Source organism: Psychrobacillus sp. Z3-81, from assembly GCF_056620325.1.
Genome location: NZ_JBWQPU010000008.1, coordinates 16,614 through 40,758 on the forward strand (window position 1 = coordinate 16,614; position 24,145 = coordinate 40,758).

Below are 24,145 nucleotides of genomic sequence, written 5' to 3' on the forward strand. Positions count from 1 at the left end.
AACCAATCTTGTTCTACATTCGACTTTAATACATAACAGAAAGGGGAGTAGAAATGGATGTAGTAAAATTAGTACATAAAGCAAAGAAGGGAAATGACGAAGCATTCGAAGAGTTGATTAGTTCGGTTCGTGAAAAGCTGTACAGAACAGCTTATTCTTATGTGAAAAATGAACAGGATGCTTTAGATGTCTATCAGGAAACGATCTATACAGCCTATATTTCTATTAAAAAATTGAAGAAGGCAGAAAGCTTTTCAAGCTGGATTACGAAAATGATTGTTTTTAAGTCCATTGATTTTATTCGAAAAGAATCTCGACATTTTACAACAGAGGATGAGGAGATGTTTGCTCGATTAATTGCGCCAGAGAAAAACGATGCAATCACAACTTCAATGGATGTTTCAGAAGCCCTCAAAACTTTAAATCCATCAGCGAAGACCATTATATTGTTGAGATATTATCATTATTTATCTATTAAGGAAATTGCCGAGATCATGAATTACCCTGAAGGAACTGTTAAATCTCACTTAAATAGAGCTAAGAAAGAGCTTAGACCCATTTTAAAGGAGGACTATATGCTATGAGCGGTCAAACTAACGAAAATATCATCATCCCTATAGATCAGTTAAAGGCAAGAGAAAAAAAGGCAATGTTGCAGGCGAAGAAAAAAAGAAAGACACGAAATACCATTAAGCGTTCCTTCTTAGTGGCATGTGGTCTATGTCTTTCGCTGCTTGGCTCAGGCTTCGTCTCTACAGGTATGGCGGAAGCTTTGAACAATATTCCACTCATCGGCTCTATTTACAAAGATTTTAGAGATATTGCCTCGGAAAAGGTGGAACGAGATAATTTAGCTACCTTGATTAATAAAAGTGACAGTCAAAACGGGATAACGATGACAGTAAAAGAGGCAGCCTATGACGGTTCTCGCCTAATGGTCTCTGTCATCTATACAGGGGATAAGGAGCTTGATATGAGTGGAGTAAATAGCTTTGGATATGTCACGATCAATGGCCAGCCTGTTCAAGTAGCAAGTGGGCAAGGAGGACAAGATGATATAGACTCACATACCGTTATTGAGCATCGTCAATTGACGTTTGCTAACTATGACCAATATGGTGATGAAATAGAAGTAACAGTTCATGGTGAGGATTTATTTGGATATGAGACTAATTTAGAAGTATCCTTTGACCTCCAAAAAGTATCTGCAGAGGTTTCTGCTTTTTATCCAGAGGTATCTGCTACGACAGATGATGGACTATATACGTTGAAAACTGAAAAGGTGATATTTACACCTCTAGCTACAAGGATAGATTTGAGTGCAGATTATCCGTTGGAGTTGAATGAAAATGATAAATGGCCAGCATTTGAATATTATGTGCAGGATTCAGAAGGGCGAAGATATGACGGTCTGACTTTACAGCAGGGCATGGTTCCAGGAAACTATGGTCATCAAATCGTTCTTACATTGCCGCCTTTTGATGTAATCCCAACTTCATTGACTTTTGTTCCCCTGCGTACGAATAAGGAAGGGGAAAGAGAGGAAATGACAGAATTAAAACTAGTAGTACCGTTACTGGAAAATGAATAATCACTGAATAGTCTAAGGTGATAAAATGAACGTATATTTTAAGTATACGTTCATTTTGTCTATTCTTTTTCAATTTTAGTTTGTTTTTTTCTCCAACTGATAAAGAAAATGATCAGCATAGCTGTTGCGGCTCCACTGGTATCCAGCAATACATCCTGCATACTAGCAGTTCTCCCTGGAGTCATAGATTGACGGAATTCATCTGCTATGGCCAAAAAGAATAAGATGATGATAGTGATTCCTTTGCGATATTTCCATTTAGGTAAAGCATAATATACAGCCAAGCTGAGAATACCGAAGAAAACAAAGTGAGTCCCTTTTCGAATTAAAAATTCTACAAAGGCATAATAGCCTCTTTCTTCTATAGATACTTGAGTACCCCAATAGGGAATGGAGAAATGAGAAAGAAATCCAGCAAGCGGCTTATCTGGAAGCCCTTTTTGCAAAAGCATCTCCAAAGACTGCTGCTCAGCCGATTGACCAGAAGAAATAAAAACAATGATTAATAAACAGATAAGTGGTATTAGTCTTTTCATATATCTAATAATACAGCTTTGTTTCGCATAAATGTAGGGATAAATAAGTATCGGTATGTATCTCTAGTGTGAGCAACCAGTTTCTTCATGCGCAAGTAAATAAAAGGCAATCGCAAGTTATCTGGGTCAAACGGGAAGTGAATCGCTGGATATTAAAAATATTTCCTTTTTATTTCCACTAAACAATTCCTCCACCACAAACGAATATCTGAATAATTTAAATATTTTTTATCTAGTACCTTGCATAATACAATAGCGTTATGCTATTGTATATTAAACAGTACCGTGTAAAAAAGGAGAGTTGAAGATGAGTGTAGAGTTATACTTGCAACAGTTAGAAAAAGCGTTATCTAGACTTAACGCCCCTGAAAGGAACCGTGTAATGAGAGATTTTCATCATTATTTTTTCGCAGGTAGAAAAGAGGGGAAAAATGACCAAGAAATAATGGATTCATTAGGTCCTGCAGAGTATATTGCTGAAGAATTGTTGAAGGCATATAGCGAGGAAGAAATGATTCAGCCTGAAGCATCTCCTCTTCATATACACATGACGATTAATGAACATGATCTGACGAATAAAATCACTTCAGCTGTTGAAAAAGTAACAATGGCAGCTTTGGAACGAGCATTCCGATGGAGCTGACATAAAAGGAGATGTTCTCTGTATCTGGAACATCTCCTTTAACTTTTGTTATTTAAGGAGAATCAAATCTCCAAGTGATAAGCATTCAAACTGTCTATTAATACTCAGCTTGTACAGTTTTCCATTATGATTTTTACTAATTCCTTTGGTCGGAGATCGTAATTAGAAATGTCTGAAATAGATATCCACATTGGTTCATAGGTTCCTTTATCTAATGTCGGATTTAGATATTCTTCTCCCTTACCAGTCCCAAATTCTCCTGCTTTCATAGTGGCAAGGAAATAATATTGAAAGCCGTTATAGGGAAAGGTATGTAAGAGGCTATCGATTTCCACAGTAACCCCAAGCTCCTCTTGTGTCTCACGAATAGCTGCTTCTTCTGGCGTTTCATTCTCCTCTATTCCTCCTCCTGGGAAGACATAGTACACTTTTCCGGACCTTGTTCTTTTAATTACTGCAACTTTTCCATCTTGCAATATGATCGTACCGCTTCGATCTCGCATTACTCTCCACCTTTTTTCCCTATAGTATAGCAATAAAAGACTCAATAAAACATATGTTAGGGTTGAGCCTGGTGGCATGGCTTCTGAACAACAGGATGTTGGTCAGGAAAAGCTATCAAACGATGTGACGTTTTTGTTTTCCTTCCTTTACGAGACCTCGAAACAATTGGATTTTGGTATGAGGTACTTCTCTTATGCTGCTATCGTTGAAAAAAATGCTGATTCTCAAGGAGTCACAAGCTGTCACTCCAACCAACTCGTTCTATCAAGGTCATCCTTGGCTTTTTGGTGAAAGTCCAATAAATGAAGAACATGGATATTGGATGTAAAGAATTCTTTACATAACTAGAGTAGTCTCCTATAATTATATGTAAAGATATATTTACATCCCGGAGGTTCAAATGACCAAGGTTATCAATCATATTAAGAAAATTCGAATGCAAAAAGGTATAACACAAGTGAAAATGGCAGAAGATCTCCAAATTACAAGACAAACTATTACAGCTATCGAAAATCACAAATATAATCCAAGCTTAGAGCTTGCTCTAAAGCTTGTGAAATACTTTGAAGTGGATATAGGGGAATTATTTTACTTGGAGGAGAAAGAATGAAAAAAACAGTCTATGGATTTATCGTTGCTTGTATAATTGGGGGAGCATTACTTGGAAGCTACTACACGGGAGAATCTCAACTGCTTATTCCTATTTCCATTGGTGCACTTGTAGGGTTTTTAATATTTGTCCTATACTCAAACCGAAAAACTAGAAATATACCAGAGGCTGATGAGAGGACTGTGCATCTATTGCAAAAGTATTTTACTTGGGTGCTGTATGCCCTTCTGCTTGGAAGTGGAGTCGTCTTATTAGTCTTATATATAATGGAAATTAAAGCGATAGCAGTAGAAATTCTTATCGTATATATGATGCTTCTCTATTTTGTAGTAGCTATGGGAGCTGTCATCACTAAAAGGGTGTAATGAAATTATTTTAAAGGAAGGTAATATACATGATAAATGTGTTATTTGTATGCCTAGGGAACATTTGTCGTTCTCCAATGGCTGAAGCTGTTTTAAAGGACATGATTCAAAAGGAAGGTTTGCTAGATTCAATATCTGTTGACTCCGCAGCCACTAGCGCTTGGCACATTGGCGATCCGCCGCATAAGGGGACGACTTCAAAGCTGATGGAGTATAATATCTCTACCAAAGGGTTGAAGGGACGTCAGCTTCAAGCAGAGGACTTTGAACAATTCGATTATATAGTTGGAATGGATAAAAGCAATATTCGGGATATACGTCAAATGCTCGGGCAGCCGGATCATCCCAAAATTCTTCGTTTTTTAGATTTGACTCATCATAAAAAAGATGTTCCGGATCCGTATTACACAGGTGATTTTCAGGAAACGTATGATTTAGTTGTGGAGGGTTGTAAAGCATTATTAGATAAAATAAAAAGAGAACATTTATAAGGTGGGGATTTTGTGATTGAGTACAGCTATTTTCAAGGTTTGCCAGATTCGGAAACGCTAAAAGGTATTCTAGCTCTTCATAAACATGTATTTGATGCATCCGAGCTACCTGTTCAAAAGCTTCAAGCTAAGGACCAGCTACTAGTCTTTGTAGCGAAGTCTGGAGAGGAAGTAGTAGGCTTTAAAATAGGCTATCCGTACTCAAGGGATATATTCTACAGTTGGTTAGGCGGGGTTCATACTGCTTACCGTGGACAAGGTATTGCAAAAGAATTGATGGCCCGACAGCATGAATTAATTAAAGAACTGGGGTATCAAAAGGTGAGAACTATTTCACGAAACGTGCGTAGAGAAATGCTACTATTAAATATTAAGACAGGATTTGATGTAGTTGAAACCTTTGTGAGTGACAAAGGCAAGCATAAAATCGTTTTGGAAAAAGCGCTTTAATTGTCTATGAAATAATGGAAGTTACTGTATTTACTTTGCCTCCACCTATACCTGTAATGTATAATAGCACAGTATGAAAACAATGAACCAAAACTTAGTCGAAAGAGAGTGGGACTTTTATGGGTCGTAAATGGAATAATATTAAGGAAAAGAAAGCCTCTAAAGACGCAAATACTAGTCGTATCTATGCAAAATTTGGGCGTGAAATATATGTAGCTGCAAAGCAAGGAGAACCTGATCCAGTTTCCAACCAAGCGTTAAAGGTTGTATTAGAAAGAGCAAAGACTTACAGTGTGCCACGTCACATTATCGATAAAGCAATTGAAAAAGCGAAGGGCGGAACAGAAGAGAATTACGACGAGCTACGCTATGAGGGCTTTGGTCCAAGTGGTTCCATGGTAATCGTAGACGCTCTTACCAATAACGTAAATCGTACGGCATCTGATGTTCGTGCTGCCTTTGGGAAAAATGGCGGTAACATGGGAGTAAGTGGATCTGTTTCTTATATGTTTGATGCTACTGCAGTAATCGGGTTAGAGGGTAAAACTGCGGATGAAGTATTAGAGATTTTGATGGAAGCAGACGTAGATGCTCGTGACATCCTAGAGGAAGATGATTCTGTCATTGTATATGCAGAGCCAGATCAATTCCATCTTGTACAGGAAGCACTAAGAGGAGCAGGAGTGGAAGACTTTACAGTAGCAGAACTCACAATGCTTGCTCAAAACGATATTACGTTAGATGAAGCTGCTCAAGCACAGTTTGAAAAAATGATTGATGCCTTGGAAGATTTAGAGGACGTACAACAGGTATATCATAACGTTGATCTAGGAGAATAAGTTTTAGAAACCTCGGGTAATTTATCCGAGGTTTTTTGTGTTTTATTAGGTTAAATTTGCTATAATGATATGATATTTAGTCTGAATATTTAGATATAAAGTTAGGGGGAAAAGGATGTTCAAAAAAATAGCTGGTTCATTTGCAATATGGATCATTGCTTTTGGGGCGTTGGTAACGATATTGCTTTTGCCAACAGAAACGCAGTTTGAAGTCGGTCAAGGAGGAAGTTTTCAAGGAGCGACGTACGACTATAGCATAGAGGCACATATACATAACTTTCAAATGTTGTGGAATCATCTTCGTGAACAAGGGGGGCTTGGACTAGATCAATATAATCGGCCCATAATAGGCAATTTGATGGAGTTATTCGGAAGAAGTATGAAAATAGTGCTGCCAGCTATCATTCTTGGTTTCTTTTTAGGTATCGCCAAAGGTGTTATTGATTTTCGGTTAAGGGGGTCAAAGGGAAAGGTATTCGGACATTCCTCTACAATAGGGCTATTATCTATCCCGGATTTTTCAATGATTGTACTTATTCAAGTTGGACTACTTACATTGATGAGCAAAGGCTGGCTTTTTCATATCGACCTATTTGGCTATGAGAAGCCCGAAAATGTCTTGATGAATATACTCTTTCTAACTATTTATCCAACAATCTATATTTCCAATATCACTTATCAAGCGCTAGCTTCAGAAGAGGGGGCAGATTACATCCGAACTGCTAGATCGAAGGGAATAAATAAGCTAGCTATTTTATATAAACATATACTGAAGAATAGTATTCCGCGAATTTTATCGCATTTTAATACGATGATTCTTTATATATTATCAAATCTTTTCTTAATAGAGGTTTTTACACAATATAAAGGAGCAGCTTACTATATGTATGAAACGCTAGGAAGCTCGACTAGTTTTTTTGTAGGAACAATCTTTTCTGCGGAGATCATTTCTTTAATTGGCTTTGTATTTTTATTTACGGTCATTATGCTGATTGCCAATATGGTTACTAGTATCTCAAAGGCTTTCTTAATAACAAAGAAGGGGGAGGCCTTTGAATGAATAAAACACTTTTGGCTGGTATTTGTATGACGCTAGTCCTTGCAATCGTAGTTATTTTTGGACCTTTTTTCCCAAAGGTAGATCCTAACTTAGAAGCTACTGTGGTATATCGTGATGCTGAAGGAAAGCTGATGGCTCCTCCTTACCCACCATCATCTGATTTTTTATTAGGGTCGGATAGGAAGGGGCAGGATTTGTATTCAAAAATTATTATAGGAGCAAGGGAAACCTTTTTAATACTTGGTGTAATCCTATTGATTAGAATTGTTGTATCTTTGTTATTAGCAGTGTTTTCGTTTTATATAAAACCTATAAGGCGATTCATGTTTTTTTGGAATGCACTTTTCTCTTTTATTCCACCTATATTTTTCATTCTTATTCTATTAGCAGTACCTGCGATTATGTTTTCTGGGACGAGATCACTTTGGGCTATACTAATCATTTCCTTGCTTGATGTAGGTAGGCTTTCTAAGATTTTTTACGATTTATTAAGAGACGAAACTCAAAAGCTTTACATAGAAGCAGCTATCGCGAGCGGCTGCAGCAAGTGGAAGCTATTTAAAAATCATTATTGGAAAGTGATGCAGACAGAGTTATTTATTACGACCTCTGGAGAAGCTGCGAAGGTCATGTTCCTTTTGGCACAGCTTGGGGTTATAGGGGTTTTTATCAATCAAGAATTTATGTCTCAGCTGACAAGAGGACTGTATCAAGCAGTGAACACCTCTCTTTACTGGCCAGTTCTTCTCGAATCTATTAGAGGTGATATATATACATATCATTGGATTCCATTCTCCGTATTAGGGGTAATCACCTTTACGATGATTGCTTTTTATTTACTTGGAGAAGGTCTTCGCAAACGGCAAAACAGCAAATTGAGAAGGTCCGTAACCTAAGAAACCAGCCTAAAGGGCTGGTTTTTATTTTACAATTGATTTTTGCTTACGACGATATTGCCACTGCTGAAACTGGAAACGCATAAAACAACCGATACAAAAGCCCATGAGAGCAATGGATGCTGCAAGCCCTACCATAGTGGTTGCTGCATTAAATAAGAGAGTCCAGTTCAGTAAATCACTAATACAGCCTATTATTAAGAAACTAACAGCCAACCATTGGTTAAAGCGGAGCTGTCCGTAGTCCTCTTGAATATATTGAGACATTGGCTTTCTTAAGAAAAACCTTTTTATAAGAAACAAAATAGGATGGAATCTAAATAGTAAACTAGATAGATTGGCTAGTAAAGGAATGAAAAGAATCCATGCTGATTGTGTAATTAAGGCAATCACGACAGCTAATACAATGGTCCACTGATTAGCTATCACTAATGGTTTTGCTATTGTTTTCAATTGGAAAACCTACTTTTCTTATTGGTTATTATGTATTATATTACACTATTTCATAGAGTATGCCAAAAAGAACGGTTTAAAAAACAGGAGCACGAGTGCTCCTGTTTTATACTAATAGAGTGGCTGACTGGATGCTCCTAAATTGGCATCTTCTTCTGGTCTTTTTTTCTGAATAAACCAGATAAGGGTTACTACAACCAAACCAATGAGACTGCTCAGTATCTCCGGAACAATTAAGAGAAGTCCTGCTAGAAACAGCACAATTCTTTCCCACATCTTTGAATTTTTAATTAGAAATCCAATTAGAGAGCTACTTACAGCAGCCATTCCTAATAATGCGCCTAGCACAGAAATGACCATGGAAACAGGTTCAACATCTACCATTACGAGAATGGGGTTATAAACAAAGACATATGGAACGATGAAGGCGGCGACCGCCAATTTCACTGCATTCATTCCTGTCTTAAAAGGATTTGCACCGGCTATACCTGCACCAGCATATGCGGCTAAACAAACTGGAGGAGTAATATCAGCAGCAATACCAAAATAGAACACAAACATATGGGCAGCTATCGGTGCAACACCAAATTCGTTAATTAATATAGGAGCAGCAATTGTTGCCGTCACTACATAGTTAGCTGTAGTTGGCAGCCCCATACCTAATACTAAACAAGCAATCATCGTAAAGAATAAAGCTAGGATTAAATGGCCGTTAGATAGAGAGATAACTCCAGCAGCAAACTTCCCGCCTAGTCCTGTCATACTTACTACCCCTGCAATGATACCTGCTGTTGCCACCGCGGCTATTACAGGTACAGCAACTCTCGTTCCTTGTTCAAGCACATATAAAACTTTTTTGAAAGACATTCTGGTTTCTTTTCGAATGAAGCTAATCAGAAAAGCGGAAAGTATACCAAAGAGAGCAGCACGCTGTGGTGTGAACCCTATCATTATCGTCACTATAATTACAACTAACGGAAGCAGCATGAACCAATTTTTCTTCAAAAGCTTCGGAAAGGATGGTAGCTGTGATTTTGGCAGTCCATGAATTTTTAACTTTTTAGCCTCAAAATGAGTGCCTATAAAGATACCTGTAAAATATAAAATAGCTGGGATAATGGCAGCTAGCATAATGACGCCATAAGAAACCCCTAAGTATTCCATCATGATAAAGGCTGCAGCACCCATCATTGGAGGCATTAGTTGCCCTCCCGTAGAAGCCGCGGCTTCAGTTGCTCCTGCAAACTCAGGCTTGAATCCTGCTTTTTTCATCATTGGAATCGTAAAGGACCCTGTGGCTACTGTATTTCCAACTGAGCTTCCAGAAACTGTGCCCTGAAGAGCGCTTGCCACGACAGCTGTTTTTGCCGTTCCTCCGGTAAAACGCCCGGTCAAGGAGAAGGCCAAATCATTAAAGAATTTCCCGATATTCGTTTGTACTAGCATGACACCGAAAAACAAAAAGAGGAATATAAACTTTGCAGATATTTGGACAGGTGTTCCGAAAATACCTCTCTCCTGAAACCAAAGATTATTAGTGGTTCGATCAATGGAAAAGCCAGGGTGAGATAAAATTTGTGTAGGGATATACTTACCAAATACAGCGTAAAGAATCGCTACACTAGCTACGATTACTATCGGAAGTCCAACAGTTCTTCTAGTAGCTTCTAGTACGAGTAGAATTCCTAAAATAGAAATGATTGTATCAAAGGTGCTATAACCTGAAATTCTACTTTGTAGGATAGACTCGTAGAAAAATATTTTGTGATAGGCAACGTACATGGCAGTAAAAGCTAGTAAAATATCATACCAAGGAACTCTCTTCTGAGTCTTTAACATTCCTTTTTTGAAAGGATACAGTAGGAAGATAACACCCACTGCTGTGCCGACATGAACAGCCCCTTGAATCTGTGATGGCAATATCCCAAAGTAGGCAGTATATAAGTGAAAAACGGTAAGAGCGATACCTAAAAAAGCTACTACATATGCCCATCTGCCGAGGGATGTTCGAAATTGATTTTCTTTATCATATTTCTCTAGTATTTCCTGTGCATCAATCGGTTTTTGCTCATTCATTTTTTCACCTCTGTAATTCCTATTTTATGTCTTCAAAGCTAGTAATCTCCGTTGTTTCTCTCGTAACTATTTGGATTACCTCTGGATAAATATGTCCTATAAAAGCAGCATTAGATACTCCATGACCATCAAACGGTCCACTTCCTTCAACAGCTTGTATAGCTGGTACGTGAACAGTCATTCCTAGATCCATGTTGCCATCTCGAATGCTTGATAGGTTCTCTACAGAAGCACTTGTTTCTGTATTTGTTAAGTTAAAATTATCTATATACTTATTCCAAATACTTGTCATCTCACCGCCTAGAGGATAATAAGTTCCTCCTTGGCTTCCTGTCCCTAGGATAAACTCACTTTTCTCTTCCTCTACAGAAACCTCTGCTACAGGATTATCCACGGTAAGTCCTTGTTCTTCATAGTATCTTTTTGCCCCAGGGTGAATAGGCAATCCATCAGAGCCCCTTAGAGCATTTTCAAGAATCATTTCCCTTGCTTGGGCATGTGTATTTTCGCTTGCCTTTTCAATCATTACTTTTGTTATTTCGTAGCCTAGTTCCTCGCTTATCGTGTTGGTATTCGCCATTAATATTGCATAAGCAGTAACAGTATTAATGTCAGACTCTAAAAATTCATAAGTATCCTTAGGAATAACATGCTTCTTATAATTACTATGCTCTTCGATGTATGCTATCGCCTCATTGGACAGGTCAAGCATAACAATATCTCCTACGGATGCTTGTAAATTCTCGATGCTTGCCGCCGGAAGTCCCAATATTCCTATTGATACATCGATGTTTCCATCCTGTACTCCATCTGCAGCATCCCCAAAACCTTCTTTATAAGCCTTGTAATCACCCTCTTTAATTCCGTATGCCTCTAAGATTAATGTAGAAATTGCATTCGTTTCACTTGCTGGTGGTCCAATAGCTATATTTGTCCCTCCGCCGCTACAAGCTGCTAAGAAAATCACAGCGATCAAAAGATATACCCAGCTTACAAATTTCCTCTTTTTCCCCTTTTGCACATAAACATCCCCTTTTTTGTATTCCTCTATTTGTTAGCGCTTACATTTTAGAATATTTAAAATAAAACAAAAATAGAGGTTATCAATATTATACTTTTTCTGTTAATTATTACAATGTTAATAGAGATATTTCTGATAATTTTTTTGTGGAGAAGCAGGAAATCCAGAAATATTTAACCATTCCTGGTTAACTGTTCATTTCTTTATTTGTTTAATTGAATTAGTAAGTTGCATAAAAGTATAAAAGTAATCTATACGTCGCTTTAACATACAGACTAGTAAAAGTATTCGAAACTTAACAATAAGTAAGTGATTTTTTATAGAAATTCCTGTACAATTATACATATTTTGAGGAGGTTAGAGGAATGAAGCAATTAGACGCTTACGAAATTATTTCGTATATTCAGCATGCAAAAAAATCCACTCAGGTTAAGGTTTACATAAAGGGAAAGGGCATTGACAAGCTTTCTTTTGGGGAAAATACTAAGGTTTTCGGAGAAGGAAGCTCTTTCATTCTTTTTGGTGAATGGGCAGAGATTGAGCCTACACTCAACACATTTAAAGATCAAATTGAAGATGTGGTAGTTGAAAATGCAAGCAGAAACTCCGCTATTCCATTGTTGGATTTAAAAGGGATTAATGCTCGAATTGAACCGGGTGCAATAATACGTGACCAAGTGAGCATTGGAGACAATGCTGTTATTATGCTTGGCGCTGTCATCAATATTGGAGCTGTCATTGGAAAGGGAACGATGATCGATATGGGAGCGATTCTTGGTGGTCGTGCTACAGTAGGAGACAACTGTCATATTGGAGCAGGAGCAGTGCTTGCAGGCGTTATTGAGCCACCTTCCGCTACGCCAGTAATTATCGAGGACGACGTATTAATTGGTGCGAACGCTGTAGTTTTAGAAGGATGCCGTGTAGGAAAAGGCTCTGTAGTAGCTGCTGGTGCAGTAGTTACGAAGGATGTTCCACCGTATACAGTAGTGGCGGGAACACCGGCTAAGGTTATAAAAGAAATTGATGACCAAACTCGTTCTAAAACGGAAATTATGCAAGAGCTGCGCCAGCTTTAAGAGGACAAATCATTGAAAACGTTGATTGATATTCGTCGAGATCTTCATCGTATCCCAGAGCTTGGCTTTGCAGAGCATAAGACACAAGCCTATTTACTAGAGCAAATTAAATCGTTGTCACAGGAACGATTAGAAATCTACACCTGGAAAACAGGGATTGTGGTTAAAGTATACGGGTTAGCTCCTATAAAAACGATTGGATGGAGAACAGACATAGATGGACTGCCAATTGTAGAAGCAACAGAGTTATCCTTTGCTTCCAATCATCCTGGTAAGATGCATGCTTGTGGGCATGACATTCATATGACAGTCGCTTTGGGGCTTCTGAAAAGCTTAGTTGAAAATCCGATAAATGATGATGTCGTGATACTATTTCAGCCGGCAGAGGAGAATCCAGGTGGGGCACTTCCGATGAGAGAGTGGTTAAAAGCTGAGCATCCAGACTTATTGCCTGATCAGATATATGCCTTTCATGTGGCTCCAGAATATCCAGTAAGCACAGTAGCAACTCGTCCAGGTCTTTTATTTGCTAATACCTCCGAGTTATATATTGACTTATACGGGAAGGAGGGGCATGCTGCCTTTCCTCATAATGCTTCTGATATGTCAGTGGCTGCAGCAACGCTACTGTTGCAGCTACAAACCATTGTAAGTCGTTCCGTCAATCCAATGAAACCAGCCGTCGTAACTATTGGAAAAATGACATCTGGGAGCGTCCAAAATATTATATCTGGTCATGCCCGTCTAGAGGGGACGATACGTACGATGGATGCCGAGACAATGGTACTAATAAAACAGAAGATAGAAACCTTCTGTCGAGCAATGGAAACTGGTTTTGATTGTAGATTGGAGATAGATTACGGTTCCTCCTACTATCAGGTTTATAACACAGAGAATATTACAGAGGAATTTCTGGCCTTTACGGAGGGGCAGGAGGGAGCACATGCCATAAGATGTGATGCCGCTATGACAGGAGAGGACTTCGGATATTTTCTAGAGGAGATACCCGGGATGCTATTCTGGGCAGGTGTGAACTCTCCATATGGACTTCATCATGCAAAGCTTAATCCAGATGAGGGTGTAATCAATTTTCTTGTGCCATTTGTAGATGCCTATTTTCGAAAAATAAGTAAGTAAAGAGTCGCTTAGGCGACTCTTTTTCTATGGAAGGGAGGATGTTCGAAAACTTCTGCTAAATTAAGAACTGCTGAGACATACTCTCGTTCAGGGTAAGTTTACTCTCGGATAGGAAGGGTTTACTCTCGTATAGCAAGACTTTACTCTCGTTTAGATGGAATACTCTCGTATAGGTTACATTTACTCTCACATAGCCAGCTATTGCTCCCAGTCAAGCTTGTCTTAGCCAAAAATAAGAAGGGATGATCCCTTCTTGTTAGTCGACCAACTGAACCTGATAATCCTTAAACCAAATATGCATTTGCGCCAAATAGGCAAGAAGCTGCGGACCGGTCATTAGCTGGCCATACCATGGAACTTTGAAGGCTTCTCCGTTGGAATTGATTAAATCATCTAGCTTCGAAGGCTGGAAAAGTTCATGAAGGATGGAATGTTTGTCGAGTAGCATTTCCTTCAACATTAACTGCATTTTTGCAGAGTATACCGGGTTATGAGTTTTTGGATAGGGACTTTTCTTTCTATATAGCACCTCATTTGGGAGAACGCCCTCTAATGCTTTACGAAGGATTCCTTTTTCTTGATTGCCATACATTTTATATTCCCATGGAATATTCCAAGCGTACTCTACGATGCGATGATCGGCAAAAGGAACGCGCACCTCTAGACTAGCACCCATACTCATGCGATCCTTCCGGTCTAATAGAGTAGTCATGAACCAGGTCATGTTCATATAAAAAAGTTCACGTCTTTTTGCTTCCTCGCTGCTTTCACCAAATAACAACGGAGTTTCTGCTGCCGTTGTATCATATGCCTGTAAGATATAATCTTGGATATCTAACTTCTGTTGCCAGCTATCATTTAATAGAGAATTTCGTTCATCCTTGGAACGTATCCAAGGAAATGCCCTGTCTGCATTACCTATATTGTGAAACCAAGGGTATCCCCCGAAAATCTCATCTGCACATTCTCCGGAAAGACCCACTGTAAAGTCTTTTTTGATTTCTTCACAGAACCAGAGAAGAGAGGAGTCGATATCAGCCATTCCTGGAAGATCCCGAGCGTGTACTGCTGCTGTTAAATATTCTGCTAATGTATCCTGAGAAATGATAGAGAAATGGTGAGTTGTATTTAAATGCTTAGATACCATTTGAATGAAGGGGAAATCCTCCGTAGGCTGAAAGGTGTTTCCTTGAAAGTGTTGGTTATTATTTTCGTAATCAATGGAGTAAGTATGGAGGGGGCTTTTGCCGTCTCTTTTATAAGCACTAGCCGCAATGGCAGAAATTGCGCTTGAGTCAATGCCTCCTGATAAAAATGTACAAAGCGGTACATCGGAAACCAGCTGTCTTTCTATGGCATCTGTTACAAGAAAACGAACCTGCTCAATCGTATTTTCTAAGGAATCGGTATGCTCCTTACTTTCTACATTCCAATATCTCCAAACATGTAACCCATCCTTTGTAAAGGTAAGTGCATGCCCTGGACGTAGCTCATCAATGCCTCGATACACGCCATTCCCTGGCGTTCTAGATGGCCCAAGACCTATAATTTCTGAAAGACCCTGACGATTAATCTCGATAGGTACTTCGGGATGCTTTAGGATAGCTTTTAATTCAGAGCCAAAAATGAATCCATCATTTCTAACGGTATAGAATAAAGGCTTTACCCCTAGTCGATCTCTTGCCATAAATAGCTTTTGTTCTTCCTCGTCCCAGATAGCAAAAGCGTATATGCCATTAAAGTAATCAATACAATTCTCTTTCCATTCTATATAAGAAGTCAATAACACTTCTGTATCTGAATGTCCTGTGAATGTATGACCTAGCTTTAATAATTCCTTTCGTAAATCCTCTGTGTTATAAAGCTCCCCATTATAGCAAAGTGTATATTGCTTTGAATTAAAGCTCTTCACCATAGGCTGCTTACCGCCAATTGGGTCTACTACTGTCAGTCGACGATGACCAAAAAGAACGTGAGGAGAAGACCAAACATTATGGTCATCGGGGCCCCTTTTCTTTAATGTCTCTGTCATTTGTTGAACAACTGCCATATCTTCTCTTAAATCTCTTTTAAAATGTATCCATCCGGTTATCCCGCACATGTATGCATCCCCTCTTTCACCAATTAGTATATGCAAAAAAGTGCAGATTTGGTGACACATGCCTAGGATACGGACAATTAGAAAACGTGAAGGATTGCACCTTCACGTTCAACTACTCTATTAAGTTGTCATTTTCAATACAGTCTTAATTTTTTCGATTAACCCACCAGAGCTATAAGTTAATACACTTCGCTTGTAGAAGGAGAAGCTAACTGCAAAGGAAACTAGAATGGTCGCAACTAAGATGATGACAGAGAGCATTGGTTCCCAGCCTGCAATGTCAGTTGCTCCAATACGTAAAGGCATGACCATTCCCGATGTGAACGGGATATAAGAAAATACTTTAATTAGCATTGTATCAGGACTGGACATCCCGAAAAGTAGAACATAAAAACCTGCAAGTCCTAAAAACATCATTGGCATGATAGCCTGCCCAGCTTCCTCCACCTTAGACACAAGAGAACCTAGAAGAGCCCCGATAATTAAGTAAAGTATAATGGATAAAAAGAGGTAAAGGACAGCATAGATTAAATAGGAAGCAGACACTTCCTGTAAAATCTCTTGAACCATCTCTAGCTTAGAGCCGCCATCTAGCGTGCTAAACAAAATACCTAATGCCACAAAAAGTATTCCCATTTGAATAAATGCCAGCAGGAAAGTACCTGTTAGCTTTGCAAGATAATGAGTGGATGGTTTTACACTAGCCAGTAATACTTCTAATACTCGAGATCCTTTTTCAGAGGCTACATCTGTTGTAATCATGGATAGAAAAGTCATAAGAAAGCTGTAAATCAAACCTCCTACTAACAGTGAAATTCCTATTCCGGCTGCTTTTTCTCCCTCGCTCTTTCCGAGCTCAGACTGCTCATTTAAATTCTTCATTGTTATTAATGGTTCTGCCTGTAAAATTTTCTCTGCTTGTTCTGTAGTTAAATTCATTTGCTGTACTTCATAAAGCTTCCCAGCATATTGCAAGGCCGAAGATATGCTCGTCTGGTCATTAAATGTTAATGGTTCAAAGGTTGCTATTTCAGCAGTTAAAGATTGATCTAAATCTTTGATAAAAATGGCTGCTGCAAAATCTCCATCGATAACCTGCTTTTCAATTTCCTTTGCATCTTCCTTAGGGAACAAGTACTCAATTTCCTCGTTGGATTTAAATAACTCTTCCATTTCTAAATTAGTTTCATTTATAAGTGCAACTTTTATAGCTTCACTTTCAAAAAATGCAGCCTTGATATTTGGCCAAAACACAATAGCTGTTATAACAAGAAGATAAAGGCCTAGTGAAGTCCAAAATGATTTTGCACGAATTTTTTGGTCCAATACTTGTTTAACGAGAACCCAAAATTTAGACATTCTTTCCACCAACCTTATCCTTAAATATTTCATCAAGAGATAAGTAGTCTAAGCTAAATTTCTCTATATATTTTCCTTGTGAAATAAGTTCAAAAATAGCTTGAGCATAGGATTCGTCTTCTAAGGTTAATGTATATTGCTCTTTCCCGATTAATACTTCTCTTACTCCTGGAAGCTCTTTTAGTGTTTCCACTGGAATATCTGTACGTAAGGAAAGCTTTGTTTTCCCGTACTGTTTTTTCAAATCTAGTAAGCTACCTGCAAACAAAGATACTCCTCGCTTCAATAGACATAGATGGTCACAAAGCTCTTCTACGTTTTCCATTTGATGACTAGAGAAAAGAATAGTCGTTCCTTTTTCTTTTAACTCCCAGATAGCGCTTTTTAAAAGATCTTTGTTTACTGGATCCAGTCCACTGAATGGCTCATCCAGGATAAGAAACTCTGGTTGATGAATAAAGCTGGCAATCAGCTGTACTTTTTGCTGGTTTCCCTTAGAAAGTGTTTCAGCCTTTGCTTTTCTCTTATCCTCTAACTCAAAGCGATTAATCCAATAATCAACTTCCTTCTGTAAATCTTTTTTGTCCTTCCCGCGCAACTCTCCGAAGAAGTAGAGCTGCTTCTCTACTGTCATAGTTGGAAAAATTCCGCGTTCTTCCGGTAAATACCCAATAAGGTCACGATTAAGTGAATTGATAGGAATACCATTCCAAGTGATGGTTCCTTTAGTGGTCTCCTGTAAGTCCAATATCATCCGAAAGGTTGTTGTTTTACCTGCACCATTTTGGCCAATCAGGCCGAAAATTTCTCCCTTTTCAATCGTAAAGGACAAATTGTCTACGGCAACAAAGTCTTGATATCTCTTTGTCACTTGATCAATAACTAACGTCATATGTATCCCCCATCTTCTTTTATCTGTATAATATACGGTCTTATTTACCAAAAGTTCCGAAAAATAATGTACTATTTATCACATATTTCAAGAAGTTGTAACATTTTGTTTGTCTTCTCGTCCAATCCATTGAATGGTAAAAAAGGAAAGGATGGGAGAAAAATGAAAAAAATATTTTCACTAGTTACTGCTCTACTTATGATGTGCTTTTTGTTTCCTTCTTTATTAGCGGGGGCTGAAGGAGAGAGGTCTAGCGTAAGTGAAAAAACTAAATTTTCTCGTTTTTCAGGGGTAATAAAAGAGGTAAAGAAAACAAAGGGCCAAGTCAATATAACTGTAGAAACAGAAGGGAAAGATCCGCTGGTTTCCGTTTTCATACTTACCGATGAGCCAAAGTTCTTTAACAGCAATGGAGAAGCAATTAAGAAAGACGCTCTTACGGCTGGAAAAAAAGTAGACGTGTTCTATGATGGTGGCGTCCCAAGAATAGCGATTTATCCAGTGCAAATTGTTCCTGAGGCAGTAGTATTGCGCGACGAGAAGCAGTCAGGACGGGTGTATGCTGGAGTATTTAATGAAGCACTACAAAGTTTGGATGGTACGCTAAAATTAAATATATCGAACACCACAGCTGTAGTGAACAAAAAAGGGGAAAAGGTAAGCTTACATGCTGAAGGGGAAAAACACCTTCTGGTATTTTATCAAAACACAACAAGAAGTATACCGGCACATACAACTCCTATAAAGGTAGTTGTATGGTCAGAAGCAGTCCCTAGTACCGATGCTTCTAACTATCTAAGGGTATCTGGTAAGATTCAATCCATTGAAAAGAAAAACGATATAACAACAGTTACTTTAGAAACTGGCGAAGTATTGAGGTTAAACAAAGAATCTAGGTTGTTTAACAGTGGGAATACGAAGGAAATAAAGGCTAGTAGTCTCCAAAAAGGACAACAGGTGGACGCATACTACGATAAGAATAGACCAATGATTCTTATCTATCCTCCACAAATAACTCCAGATTTTGTTGTACTAAATGACGATAAGAACATTGGCTTCGTAAAAATAGGAAAATTTGATGACAAGCTGGTTAGTCAGGATGGACAGCTAAAGCTTTCATTGGCTAAAAAGACGATGATTGTGAATGAAAATGGCAAAAAGATTAAGACAGAGAACTTAAAGGGCAAGGAGCTAATCGTTTTTTATAACTTTACAGCTAGAAATAAAAACGGTTATCCAGAGCAAACTACGCCAACAAAAATTATTGCAATTTCTTATTTGTCACCTGAAATGAAAGAGCTTGAAAAAATAATCGGAAAAGATTTTATAACGGTAGATGGTGTAAGAATGGTTCCACTTCGTAAGGTAGCAGAATATTTAGGGTTTGAGGTCATCTCTCTTCCAAAGCAAAAGGCAGTGCTACTGAAGAAAGGAAATAGCTCTGTCATTATTACTCGTGGAGAGCTGATGTATAGCTACAATAAGAGTTTGCGGAAACTTGGCGCTAAGCCTAGATTAAAAGGAAATACAACCTATATTTCAGAAGACTTCTTAGAAGAGTTCCTGAACAAATAACGTGGTTGGGACATAAACCTATAGCTTTCTTAATGAACTATATCCTTTTGGGATTTGTTTATTTTTAGTAGGCACACTATTGGTTCGGAGTAGGATGAGAGCTTGCCTTGGGGAAGTGTGTTACAACGTTTTCCTGACCAACCTCCTGTTGGCCCGCCGAAAGCAGCCATTAATAATCGTTACTAGCAAAGCGTCCAATGTGCGGAAAGTGTTGAGAACCTGAGACCTAAAAATAAGAAAGCAGTTATGATTCTAATCGTAATATAGAATCATAACTGCTTCTCATTTGATTTGTACCTCCCACGTTTTGCTAAGATTTAAAAAGGAGAGATAGCATGGACATAGTGAAAATAGAGGACAATTATCCTATGGAATTATTACTATTAGCAGATCCATCTGAAAGGCTGGTAAAGGCTTATCTTCAAAAAGGACTGTGCTACATATTGGAAGAAGATGATCAAATAATTGGTGTCTATGTACTGCTGCCATTAAACGATCAGGCTGTAGAAATTATCAACATTGCTGTCCATGGAGCACACCAAGGGAAAGGGAAAGGAAAAGTAATGTTGTTAGACGCCATTGAACGAGCTAGAAAACAAGGATACCAAAGGATGGAGATAGGGACTGGTAACTCAAGTATAGGCCAGCTCGCTCTTTATCAAAAATGTGGCTTTCGTATTTCAGAGATTCGTAAGGATTTCTTTGCTCTTCACTACGAGGAAGAAATAATAGAGAATGGTATCCCTTGCTTGGATATGATTCGTTTAACAAGAGAGCTTTAATGGAGTAGGTGAAGTATCTCTCTTAACTCTCCAGCCGGAATTTGACCTGGTGCTGATATTTGTAAGCCCGCCCCGAAGGTAGCAGCTGAACCAAACACTTCTCCTGCAAGGCGACTAATAATTCCATCCTTGCTCATGGACATGGTGATAATTGGTCGGTCTGCGTGCTTCGCAGACATGATATAGGTTGCTTCTAATAACGCTAGTACGTCTAATGGGCTCTGTGGCATTACTGCTATTTTGGGAATACTCGCTCCAAGCTCTTGCATTTTAAGAAGACGCTCTATTATTACTTCTTTAGAAGGAGTTCCTTCAAAATCATGGTTAGACATAACTATTGGGATCCCTTTCTTTTGAGCTGCTTCTACAATCCTACTAACGCAGGAGGAAAATAGCTCGACATCTAGGAGGTCAACATAGTTACTTTTTATTGCTTCATTCAGTAATTCCTCATAATAACTATCCTCGATTATTTTATTTCCCCCTTCGCGGTGAGTCCGAAAGGTAAATAGTAATGGGATAGACGAAAGCTCTTTGGTAATAAAGGAAAGGGCTTTTTTCATTTCCTCGATATCCTCTATTCCTTCTAGCATATCAGCCCGCCATTCCACGATGTCAGGATTGGCTTTTTTTACTTCAGATATTTCCTTTATTAGTTGTTCGATGTTTTCTCCCACAAGAGGAATAATGATTTTAGGTAAGCCTTCCCCTATCTTTATATTTTTAATAGAAATAATTTTCATAAAAAACACTCCCATCGAACTAGTTATATGTTATATTATCATATAAAAATCAAAAGGGGATGTAAGGGTGGAATTTAAACGTTATGAAAGGGCAGAGGAATTTGCACAAGTGGTAACACCATTTTTGTTAGAAAACGAAGATAAGTTCAGTTTGTTTTTCGGGGTATTAGAAAGAATAAAAGAGGGCTTTTATCAAAATCCATACATGGCAACTATTGAAGAGGACGGAGAGCTACTAGCTTTATTTCAAATGACACCTCCTCATCCGTTAAATATCATTTTCACTTTAGAGAACAAGCTAGATGAATGCATCGAGTTGAGTATCAAAGAGTTACTCAAAGAAAATATACATATCGAGTCTATTATTAGTGTGAAGGAATGGGCAACGCGCTTTGCAGAAAAGTGGAAGGAAAAAACAGGAGAAGGAACAACGTTGTTAATGGACCAAGGACTTTACCGTTTAGATATGATTGATAAAACGCTAGAGCACAGTCCAGGCTCATGGAGATACGCTACCCATACGGACGCTCCACTCATAGAAAAATGGTATGCAGAATTCGAGGGAGATACCGGATTAGAGAAAACAGAATCAGTTGAGATAGCAAAGCGTGTAAAGCTCATGCTTGATCAACAGGAGGCATTCCTTTGGGAAGATAAAGGGAAAGTAGTATCCATGATGAAAAAGGCAAGGCCCACGACAAACGGGGTGACCGTATCCCTTGTTTATACACCAAGGGAGGAGCGCAGAAAGGGTTATGCAAGAACACTAGTGGCTGCTGTCAGTAAAGAGCTGCTCAAGAATTTTCGCTTCTGTGTACTTTATACAGATATGTTGAATCCGACGTCGAATAAAATATATCAGGAGATTGGATACTATAAGCTAACTGACTCCATCCACTTACAATTTAATAAATAAGAGGACTTTCTCTATTGACAAAATTTAGTGCAATTATTAATATAATGAAAATAACAAAAATTCGATGAAAAAGAGAGTAGCCTACTACAAAAGGAAAGCGAGTCAGGGATGGTGTAAGCCTGATGCTGGAGTAGAAGGGGAAACGCACTTTGGAGAAGCTTTTTGAACGTGAGTAGAAAAGATCGGGGAAGGCACCTCGTTAACAACAGAAAGAGGTCACAGTTAGTGGCAACTAGAGTGGTACCACGGGAATTTATGCTCTCGTCTCTTCATAGAGACGAGGGCTTTTTTATTTATAAATGGAGGGGTCATTGTATGTTTACAGAAATAGCAGAGGAAATCAAAAAGGCACTTTCTCACCAGTTAGAGTTAGAGGAGATTGAGAAATTGTTAGAAAAGCCGAAGTACGCAGATATGGGTGATATCTCTTTTCCGTGCTTTACACTAGCAAAGAAATTTAGAAAATCCCCACAAATCATTGCGGAGGAGCTAGCTGGTAACATAAGCAATGCAAGTGTTAAAAAGGTAGAGGTAGTAGGGGCATATGTGAATATCTTTTTAAATCAACAGTCTGTAGCTGCTAACGTGTTAGAGAAAATTATAGATATGCAGGAATCGTACGGTCAATATTCGAAGAGAGAAGAAACAATCGTCATTGATCTCTCTTCCCCTAATATTGCAAAGCCTTTTCATATGGGGCATTTACGTTCTACGGTCATAGGAAATGCCCTCGCGAATATAGCGGAAAAGAATGGATATGAGGTTGTCCGTATTAATCATTTGGGTGATTGGGGAACACAGTTTGGAAAGTTAATAGTCGCGTACAAGCGATGGGGAAACAAAGAAAAAATAGAAGCATCCCCGATTCAAGAGCTGTTAAAAATTTATGTTCATTTTCATGAAGCAGCAGAGCAGGATGACACATTACTTGAAGAGGCAAGAGCTGCCTTTAAGCGACTAGAGGAGGGGGATGAGGAGGCACTTTCCCTATGGAAATGGTTTCGAGAGGTTTCCTTGCACGAATTCCAACAAATATACGATTTACTTGGTATCTCCTTTGATTCATTGAATGGCGAGGCATTTTATAACGATAAAATGGGAGTAGTAGATGAGCTTCAGCAGAAGGGTTTACTAGTTGAGTCTGAAGGAGCGATGGTGGTAGAGCTAAAGAACATGCCGCCGTGTCTAGTGACTAAGACAGACGGCTCCACTCTTTACGCAACACGTGACTTGGCAGCAGCACTTTATCGTCAGCAGGAGTATGCTTTCAGCAAGGCGTTCTATGTGGTGGGAAATGAACAAAGTCTACATTTTAAACAGCTTTTCTCCGTTCTAGAGAAGATGGGATATGATTGGGCAAAGGAAATGAAGCACGTTCCCTTTGGATTAATTTTAAAGGATGGTAAAAAGCTATCTACACGTAAAGGGAAGATTATTTTTCTCAAGGATGTGTTAGAAGAAGCTATCCAAGCAGCCAAGCAAAATATAGAAGCGAAGAACCCTAGCCTTTTAAATAAGCATGAAGTGGCAAAAGCAGTAGGTGTGGGAGCAGTTATATTCCATGACTTAAAAAATGACCGAATGAATGACGTGGAGTTTTCTCTGGAGCAGATGCTGAGCTTTGAAGGGGAAACAGGACCTTATTTACAATATACACATGCTCGTATTTGTTCGTTGCTTAAAAAGGGGAGCTTTGATATTTCTCAGCCATCTGTAAATGGCTTAGAGGAGGAGGCATGGGAAACAGTAAAGGCACTTCAGGAGTTTCAAACGGTCGTAGGGAAGGCTTTTGACCATGCAGATCCCTCGCAAATTGCAAAGTATGCGTTAGGGCTAGCTCGTCATTTTAATAAATTTTACGCAAACACGAAGGTGTTAGTGGAGGATGGATTTAAAAATGCAAAGTTGACGCTATGCCATGCTGTTGCTGTAGTACTGAAGGAATGCTTGCGGTTATTAGGAATGGAGGCACCAGTGGAAATGTAAGGTCTTTAAGAAGAAAGAACAGCATGGAAGAATCCTTGCT

Annotated in this window: 26 protein-coding genes and 1 other annotated feature; of the genes, 17 read left to right on the forward strand and 9 right to left on the reverse strand. The window is 38.7% G+C overall.

All coding sequences use genetic code 11. The features are described from left to right. The first annotated feature begins 53 nt into the window (after positions 1-53). Together AC1ECF_RS10105 and AC1ECF_RS10110 are read left to right on the forward strand one after the other, a co-directional pair. Complete coding sequence (locus tag AC1ECF_RS10105) at positions 54-584, forward strand: sigma-70 family RNA polymerase sigma factor (protein WP_480389290.1); 531 nt, start codon at positions 54-56, stop codon at positions 582-584. Then, on the forward strand, positions 581-1,591 hold the full coding sequence (locus tag AC1ECF_RS10110; protein WP_480389291.1) for a DUF4179 domain-containing protein: 1,011 nt from the start codon (positions 581-583) through the stop codon (positions 1,589-1,591). The genes AC1ECF_RS10105 and AC1ECF_RS10110 overlap by 4 nt, the downstream gene beginning before the upstream one ends. Positions 1,592-1,650: 59 nt before the next feature. Here AC1ECF_RS10110 and AC1ECF_RS10115 read toward each other — a convergent pair whose 3' ends face one another. Next, a complete protein-coding gene (locus AC1ECF_RS10115) occupies positions 1,651-2,127 on the reverse strand; it encodes a VanZ family protein (protein ID WP_480389292.1) in 477 nt (158 codons plus the stop codon). Positions 2,128-2,434: 307 nt separating this feature from the next. Between AC1ECF_RS10115 and AC1ECF_RS10120 the strand changes: the two genes are divergently transcribed. Further along, positions 2,435-2,770 (forward strand): HAAS signaling domain-containing protein, encoded by a 336-nt coding sequence (locus AC1ECF_RS10120; protein ID WP_480389293.1) that lies wholly within the window; start codon positions 2,435-2,437, stop codon positions 2,768-2,770. A gap of 104 nt (positions 2,771-2,874) precedes the next feature. Here the strand turns inward: AC1ECF_RS10120 and AC1ECF_RS10125 are convergent, their stop codons facing one another. Then, a complete protein-coding gene (locus tag AC1ECF_RS10125; RefSeq protein ID WP_480389294.1) occupies positions 2,875-3,273 on the reverse strand; it encodes an NUDIX hydrolase in 399 nt (132 codons plus the stop codon). Between the two features lie 76 nt (positions 3,274-3,349). Here AC1ECF_RS10125 and AC1ECF_RS10130 point away from each other — a divergent pair, with 76 nt between their 5' ends. The 8 genes from AC1ECF_RS10130 to AC1ECF_RS10165 all read left to right on the forward strand — a co-directional run bounded on the left by AC1ECF_RS10130 (position 3,350) and on the right by AC1ECF_RS10165 (position 7,985). Next, positions 3,350-3,565 (forward strand): hypothetical protein, encoded by a 216-nt coding sequence (locus AC1ECF_RS10130; RefSeq protein WP_480389295.1) that lies wholly within the window; start codon positions 3,350-3,352, stop codon positions 3,563-3,565. 109 nt (positions 3,566-3,674) lie between these two features. Further along, on the forward strand, positions 3,675-3,884 hold the full coding sequence (locus AC1ECF_RS10135) for a helix-turn-helix transcriptional regulator (protein ID WP_480389296.1): 210 nt from the start codon (positions 3,675-3,677) through the stop codon (positions 3,882-3,884). Continuing rightward, positions 3,881-4,249 (forward strand): hypothetical protein, encoded by a 369-nt coding sequence (locus tag AC1ECF_RS10140; protein ID WP_480389297.1) that lies wholly within the window; start codon positions 3,881-3,883, stop codon positions 4,247-4,249. Before AC1ECF_RS10135 ends, AC1ECF_RS10140 begins: the two co-directional genes overlap by 4 nt. Positions 4,250-4,278: 29 nt before the next feature. Then, a complete protein-coding gene (locus tag AC1ECF_RS10145) occupies positions 4,279-4,740 on the forward strand; it encodes a low molecular weight protein-tyrosine-phosphatase (protein WP_480389298.1) in 462 nt (153 codons plus the stop codon). 12 nt (positions 4,741-4,752) lie between these two features. Further along, entirely contained in the window at positions 4,753-5,190 is a 438-nt protein-coding gene (locus AC1ECF_RS10150) for a GNAT family N-acetyltransferase (RefSeq protein ID WP_480389299.1), read from the forward strand. Positions 5,191-5,309: 119 nt separating this feature from the next. After that, a complete protein-coding gene (locus AC1ECF_RS10155; RefSeq protein ID WP_480389300.1) occupies positions 5,310-6,029 on the forward strand; it encodes a YebC/PmpR family DNA-binding transcriptional regulator in 720 nt (239 codons plus the stop codon). A 115-nt stretch (positions 6,030-6,144) separates the two neighbouring features. Continuing rightward, on the forward strand, positions 6,145-7,089 hold the full coding sequence (locus AC1ECF_RS10160; RefSeq protein WP_480389301.1) for an ABC transporter permease subunit: 945 nt from the start codon (positions 6,145-6,147) through the stop codon (positions 7,087-7,089). After that, on the forward strand, positions 7,086-7,985 hold the full coding sequence (locus AC1ECF_RS10165; RefSeq protein WP_480389302.1) for a hypothetical protein: 900 nt from the start codon (positions 7,086-7,088) through the stop codon (positions 7,983-7,985). Before AC1ECF_RS10160 ends, AC1ECF_RS10165 begins: the two co-directional genes overlap by 4 nt. Positions 7,986-8,009: 24 nt before the next feature. Here AC1ECF_RS10165 and AC1ECF_RS10170 read toward each other — a convergent pair whose 3' ends face one another. From AC1ECF_RS10170 to AC1ECF_RS10180, 3 genes are all read right to left on the reverse strand, one after another. Further along, positions 8,010-8,438, reverse strand: a complete 429-nt coding sequence (locus tag AC1ECF_RS10170; protein ID WP_480389303.1) for a DUF4395 domain-containing protein — start codon at positions 8,436-8,438, stop codon at positions 8,010-8,012. A gap of 111 nt (positions 8,439-8,549) precedes the next feature. Beyond that, positions 8,550-10,514: a TRAP transporter permease gene (locus AC1ECF_RS10175; RefSeq protein WP_480389304.1), complete on the reverse strand. Its 1,965-nt coding sequence runs from the start codon at positions 10,512-10,514 to the stop codon at positions 8,550-8,552. A 19-nt stretch (positions 10,515-10,533) separates the two neighbouring features. Then, positions 10,534-11,535, reverse strand: a complete 1,002-nt coding sequence (locus tag AC1ECF_RS10180) for a TAXI family TRAP transporter solute-binding subunit (protein ID WP_480389305.1) — start codon at positions 11,533-11,535, stop codon at positions 10,534-10,536. 365 nt (positions 11,536-11,900) lie between these two features. Here AC1ECF_RS10180 and dapD point away from each other — a divergent pair, with 365 nt between their 5' ends. Next, on the forward strand, positions 11,901-12,614 hold the full coding sequence (dapD, locus tag AC1ECF_RS10185) for a 2,3,4,5-tetrahydropyridine-2,6-dicarboxylate N-acetyltransferase (RefSeq protein WP_480389306.1): 714 nt from the start codon (positions 11,901-11,903) through the stop codon (positions 12,612-12,614). A 12-nt stretch (positions 12,615-12,626) separates the two neighbouring features. Further along, positions 12,627-13,751, forward strand: coding sequence for an N-acetyldiaminopimelate deacetylase (locus tag AC1ECF_RS10190; RefSeq protein ID WP_480389307.1), 1,125 nt, complete (start codon positions 12,627-12,629; stop codon positions 13,749-13,751). 256 nt (positions 13,752-14,007) lie between these two features. Here the strand turns inward: AC1ECF_RS10190 and asnB are convergent, their stop codons facing one another. The 3 genes from asnB to AC1ECF_RS10205 form a co-directional block, all read right to left on the reverse strand. After that, positions 14,008-15,852, reverse strand: coding sequence for an asparagine synthase (glutamine-hydrolyzing) (gene asnB / locus AC1ECF_RS10195; RefSeq protein WP_480389308.1), 1,845 nt, complete (start codon positions 15,850-15,852; stop codon positions 14,008-14,010). A 120-nt stretch (positions 15,853-15,972) separates the two neighbouring features. Next, positions 15,973-17,211, reverse strand: coding sequence for an ABC transporter permease (locus AC1ECF_RS10200; protein WP_480389309.1), 1,239 nt, complete (start codon positions 17,209-17,211; stop codon positions 15,973-15,975). Next, positions 17,204-18,103 carry an ABC transporter ATP-binding protein gene (locus AC1ECF_RS10205; protein WP_480389310.1) on the reverse strand — a complete coding sequence of 300 codons (900 nt, stop codon included), beginning with the start codon at positions 18,101-18,103 and terminating at the stop codon, positions 17,204-17,206. The genes AC1ECF_RS10200 and AC1ECF_RS10205 overlap by 8 nt, the downstream gene beginning before the upstream one ends. Before the next feature lie 162 nt (positions 18,104-18,265). Between AC1ECF_RS10205 and AC1ECF_RS10210 the strand changes: the two genes are divergently transcribed. Next, positions 18,266-19,678, forward strand: a complete 1,413-nt coding sequence (locus tag AC1ECF_RS10210) for a copper amine oxidase N-terminal domain-containing protein (protein ID WP_480389311.1) — start codon at positions 18,266-18,268, stop codon at positions 19,676-19,678. A gap of 335 nt (positions 19,679-20,013) precedes the next feature. Then, a complete protein-coding gene (locus tag AC1ECF_RS10215) occupies positions 20,014-20,460 on the forward strand; it encodes an N-acetyltransferase family protein (RefSeq protein WP_480389312.1) in 447 nt (148 codons plus the stop codon). Here the strand turns inward: AC1ECF_RS10215 and aroD are convergent. Beyond that, positions 20,457-21,203: a type I 3-dehydroquinate dehydratase gene (aroD, locus tag AC1ECF_RS10220; RefSeq protein WP_480389313.1), complete on the reverse strand. Its 747-nt coding sequence runs from the start codon at positions 21,201-21,203 to the stop codon at positions 20,457-20,459. The genes AC1ECF_RS10215 and aroD overlap by 4 nt on opposite strands. Before the next feature lie 67 nt (positions 21,204-21,270). On the opposite strand from aroD, the gene AC1ECF_RS10225 reads away from it, so the two are divergent. After that, complete coding sequence (locus AC1ECF_RS10225; RefSeq protein WP_480389314.1) at positions 21,271-22,119, forward strand: GNAT family N-acetyltransferase; 849 nt, start codon at positions 21,271-21,273, stop codon at positions 22,117-22,119. Between the two features lie 55 nt (positions 22,120-22,174). Then, positions 22,175-22,391: a binding site (T-box leader), on the forward strand. A gap of 43 nt (positions 22,392-22,434) precedes the next feature. After that, complete coding sequence (gene argS, locus AC1ECF_RS10230) at positions 22,435-24,105, forward strand: arginine--tRNA ligase (RefSeq protein WP_480389315.1); 1,671 nt, start codon at positions 22,435-22,437, stop codon at positions 24,103-24,105. Positions 24,106-24,145 lie beyond the last annotated feature (40 nt).

What these genes read in the sequence shown, in the direction of transcription:
- AC1ECF_RS10105 (WP_480389290.1), top strand. Translation starts at nt 54, where the DNA reads ATGGATGTAGTAAAATTAGTACATAAAGCAAAGAAGGGAAATGACGAA.
- AC1ECF_RS10145 (WP_480389298.1), top strand. Translation starts at nt 4,279, where the DNA reads ATGATAAATGTGTTATTTGTATGCCTAGGGAACATTTGTCGTTCTCCA.
- AC1ECF_RS10125 (WP_480389294.1), bottom strand. Translation starts at nt 3,273, where the DNA reads ATGCGAGATCGAAGCGGTACGATCATATTGCAAGATGGAAAAGTTGCA.
- AC1ECF_RS10210 (WP_480389311.1), top strand. Translation starts at nt 18,266, where the DNA reads ATGAAAAAAATATTTTCACTAGTTACTGCTCTACTTATGATGTGCTTT.
- argS (WP_480389315.1), top strand. Translation starts at nt 22,435, where the DNA reads ATGTTTACAGAAATAGCAGAGGAAATCAAAAAGGCACTTTCTCACCAG.
- AC1ECF_RS10165 (WP_480389302.1), top strand. Translation starts at nt 7,086, where the DNA reads ATGAATAAAACACTTTTGGCTGGTATTTGTATGACGCTAGTCCTTGCA.
- AC1ECF_RS10130 (WP_480389295.1), top strand. Translation starts at nt 3,350, where the DNA reads ATGGCTTCTGAACAACAGGATGTTGGTCAGGAAAAGCTATCAAACGAT.
- AC1ECF_RS10160 (WP_480389301.1), top strand. Translation starts at nt 6,145, where the DNA reads ATGTTCAAAAAAATAGCTGGTTCATTTGCAATATGGATCATTGCTTTT.
- AC1ECF_RS10110 (WP_480389291.1), top strand. Translation starts at nt 581, where the DNA reads ATGAGCGGTCAAACTAACGAAAATATCATCATCCCTATAGATCAGTTA.
- aroD (WP_480389313.1), bottom strand. Translation starts at nt 21,203, where the DNA reads ATGAAAATTATTTCTATTAAAAATATAAAGATAGGGGAAGGCTTACCT.
- dapD (WP_480389306.1), top strand. Translation starts at nt 11,901, where the DNA reads ATGAAGCAATTAGACGCTTACGAAATTATTTCGTATATTCAGCATGCA.
- AC1ECF_RS10200 (WP_480389309.1), bottom strand. Translation starts at nt 17,211, where the DNA reads ATGTCTAAATTTTGGGTTCTCGTTAAACAAGTATTGGACCAAAAAATT.
- AC1ECF_RS10115 (WP_480389292.1), bottom strand. Translation starts at nt 2,127, where the DNA reads ATGAAAAGACTAATACCACTTATCTGTTTATTAATCATTGTTTTTATT.
- AC1ECF_RS10155 (WP_480389300.1), top strand. Translation starts at nt 5,310, where the DNA reads ATGGGTCGTAAATGGAATAATATTAAGGAAAAGAAAGCCTCTAAAGAC.
- AC1ECF_RS10120 (WP_480389293.1), top strand. Translation starts at nt 2,435, where the DNA reads ATGAGTGTAGAGTTATACTTGCAACAGTTAGAAAAAGCGTTATCTAGA.
- AC1ECF_RS10140 (WP_480389297.1), top strand. Translation starts at nt 3,881, where the DNA reads ATGAAAAAAACAGTCTATGGATTTATCGTTGCTTGTATAATTGGGGGA.
- asnB (WP_480389308.1), bottom strand. Translation starts at nt 15,852, where the DNA reads ATGTGCGGGATAACCGGATGGATACATTTTAAAAGAGATTTAAGAGAA.
- AC1ECF_RS10175 (WP_480389304.1), bottom strand. Translation starts at nt 10,514, where the DNA reads ATGAATGAGCAAAAACCGATTGATGCACAGGAAATACTAGAGAAATAT.
- AC1ECF_RS10135 (WP_480389296.1), top strand. Translation starts at nt 3,675, where the DNA reads ATGACCAAGGTTATCAATCATATTAAGAAAATTCGAATGCAAAAAGGT.
- AC1ECF_RS10215 (WP_480389312.1), top strand. Translation starts at nt 20,014, where the DNA reads ATGGACATAGTGAAAATAGAGGACAATTATCCTATGGAATTATTACTA.
- AC1ECF_RS10205 (WP_480389310.1), bottom strand. Translation starts at nt 18,103, where the DNA reads ATGACGTTAGTTATTGATCAAGTGACAAAGAGATATCAAGACTTTGTT.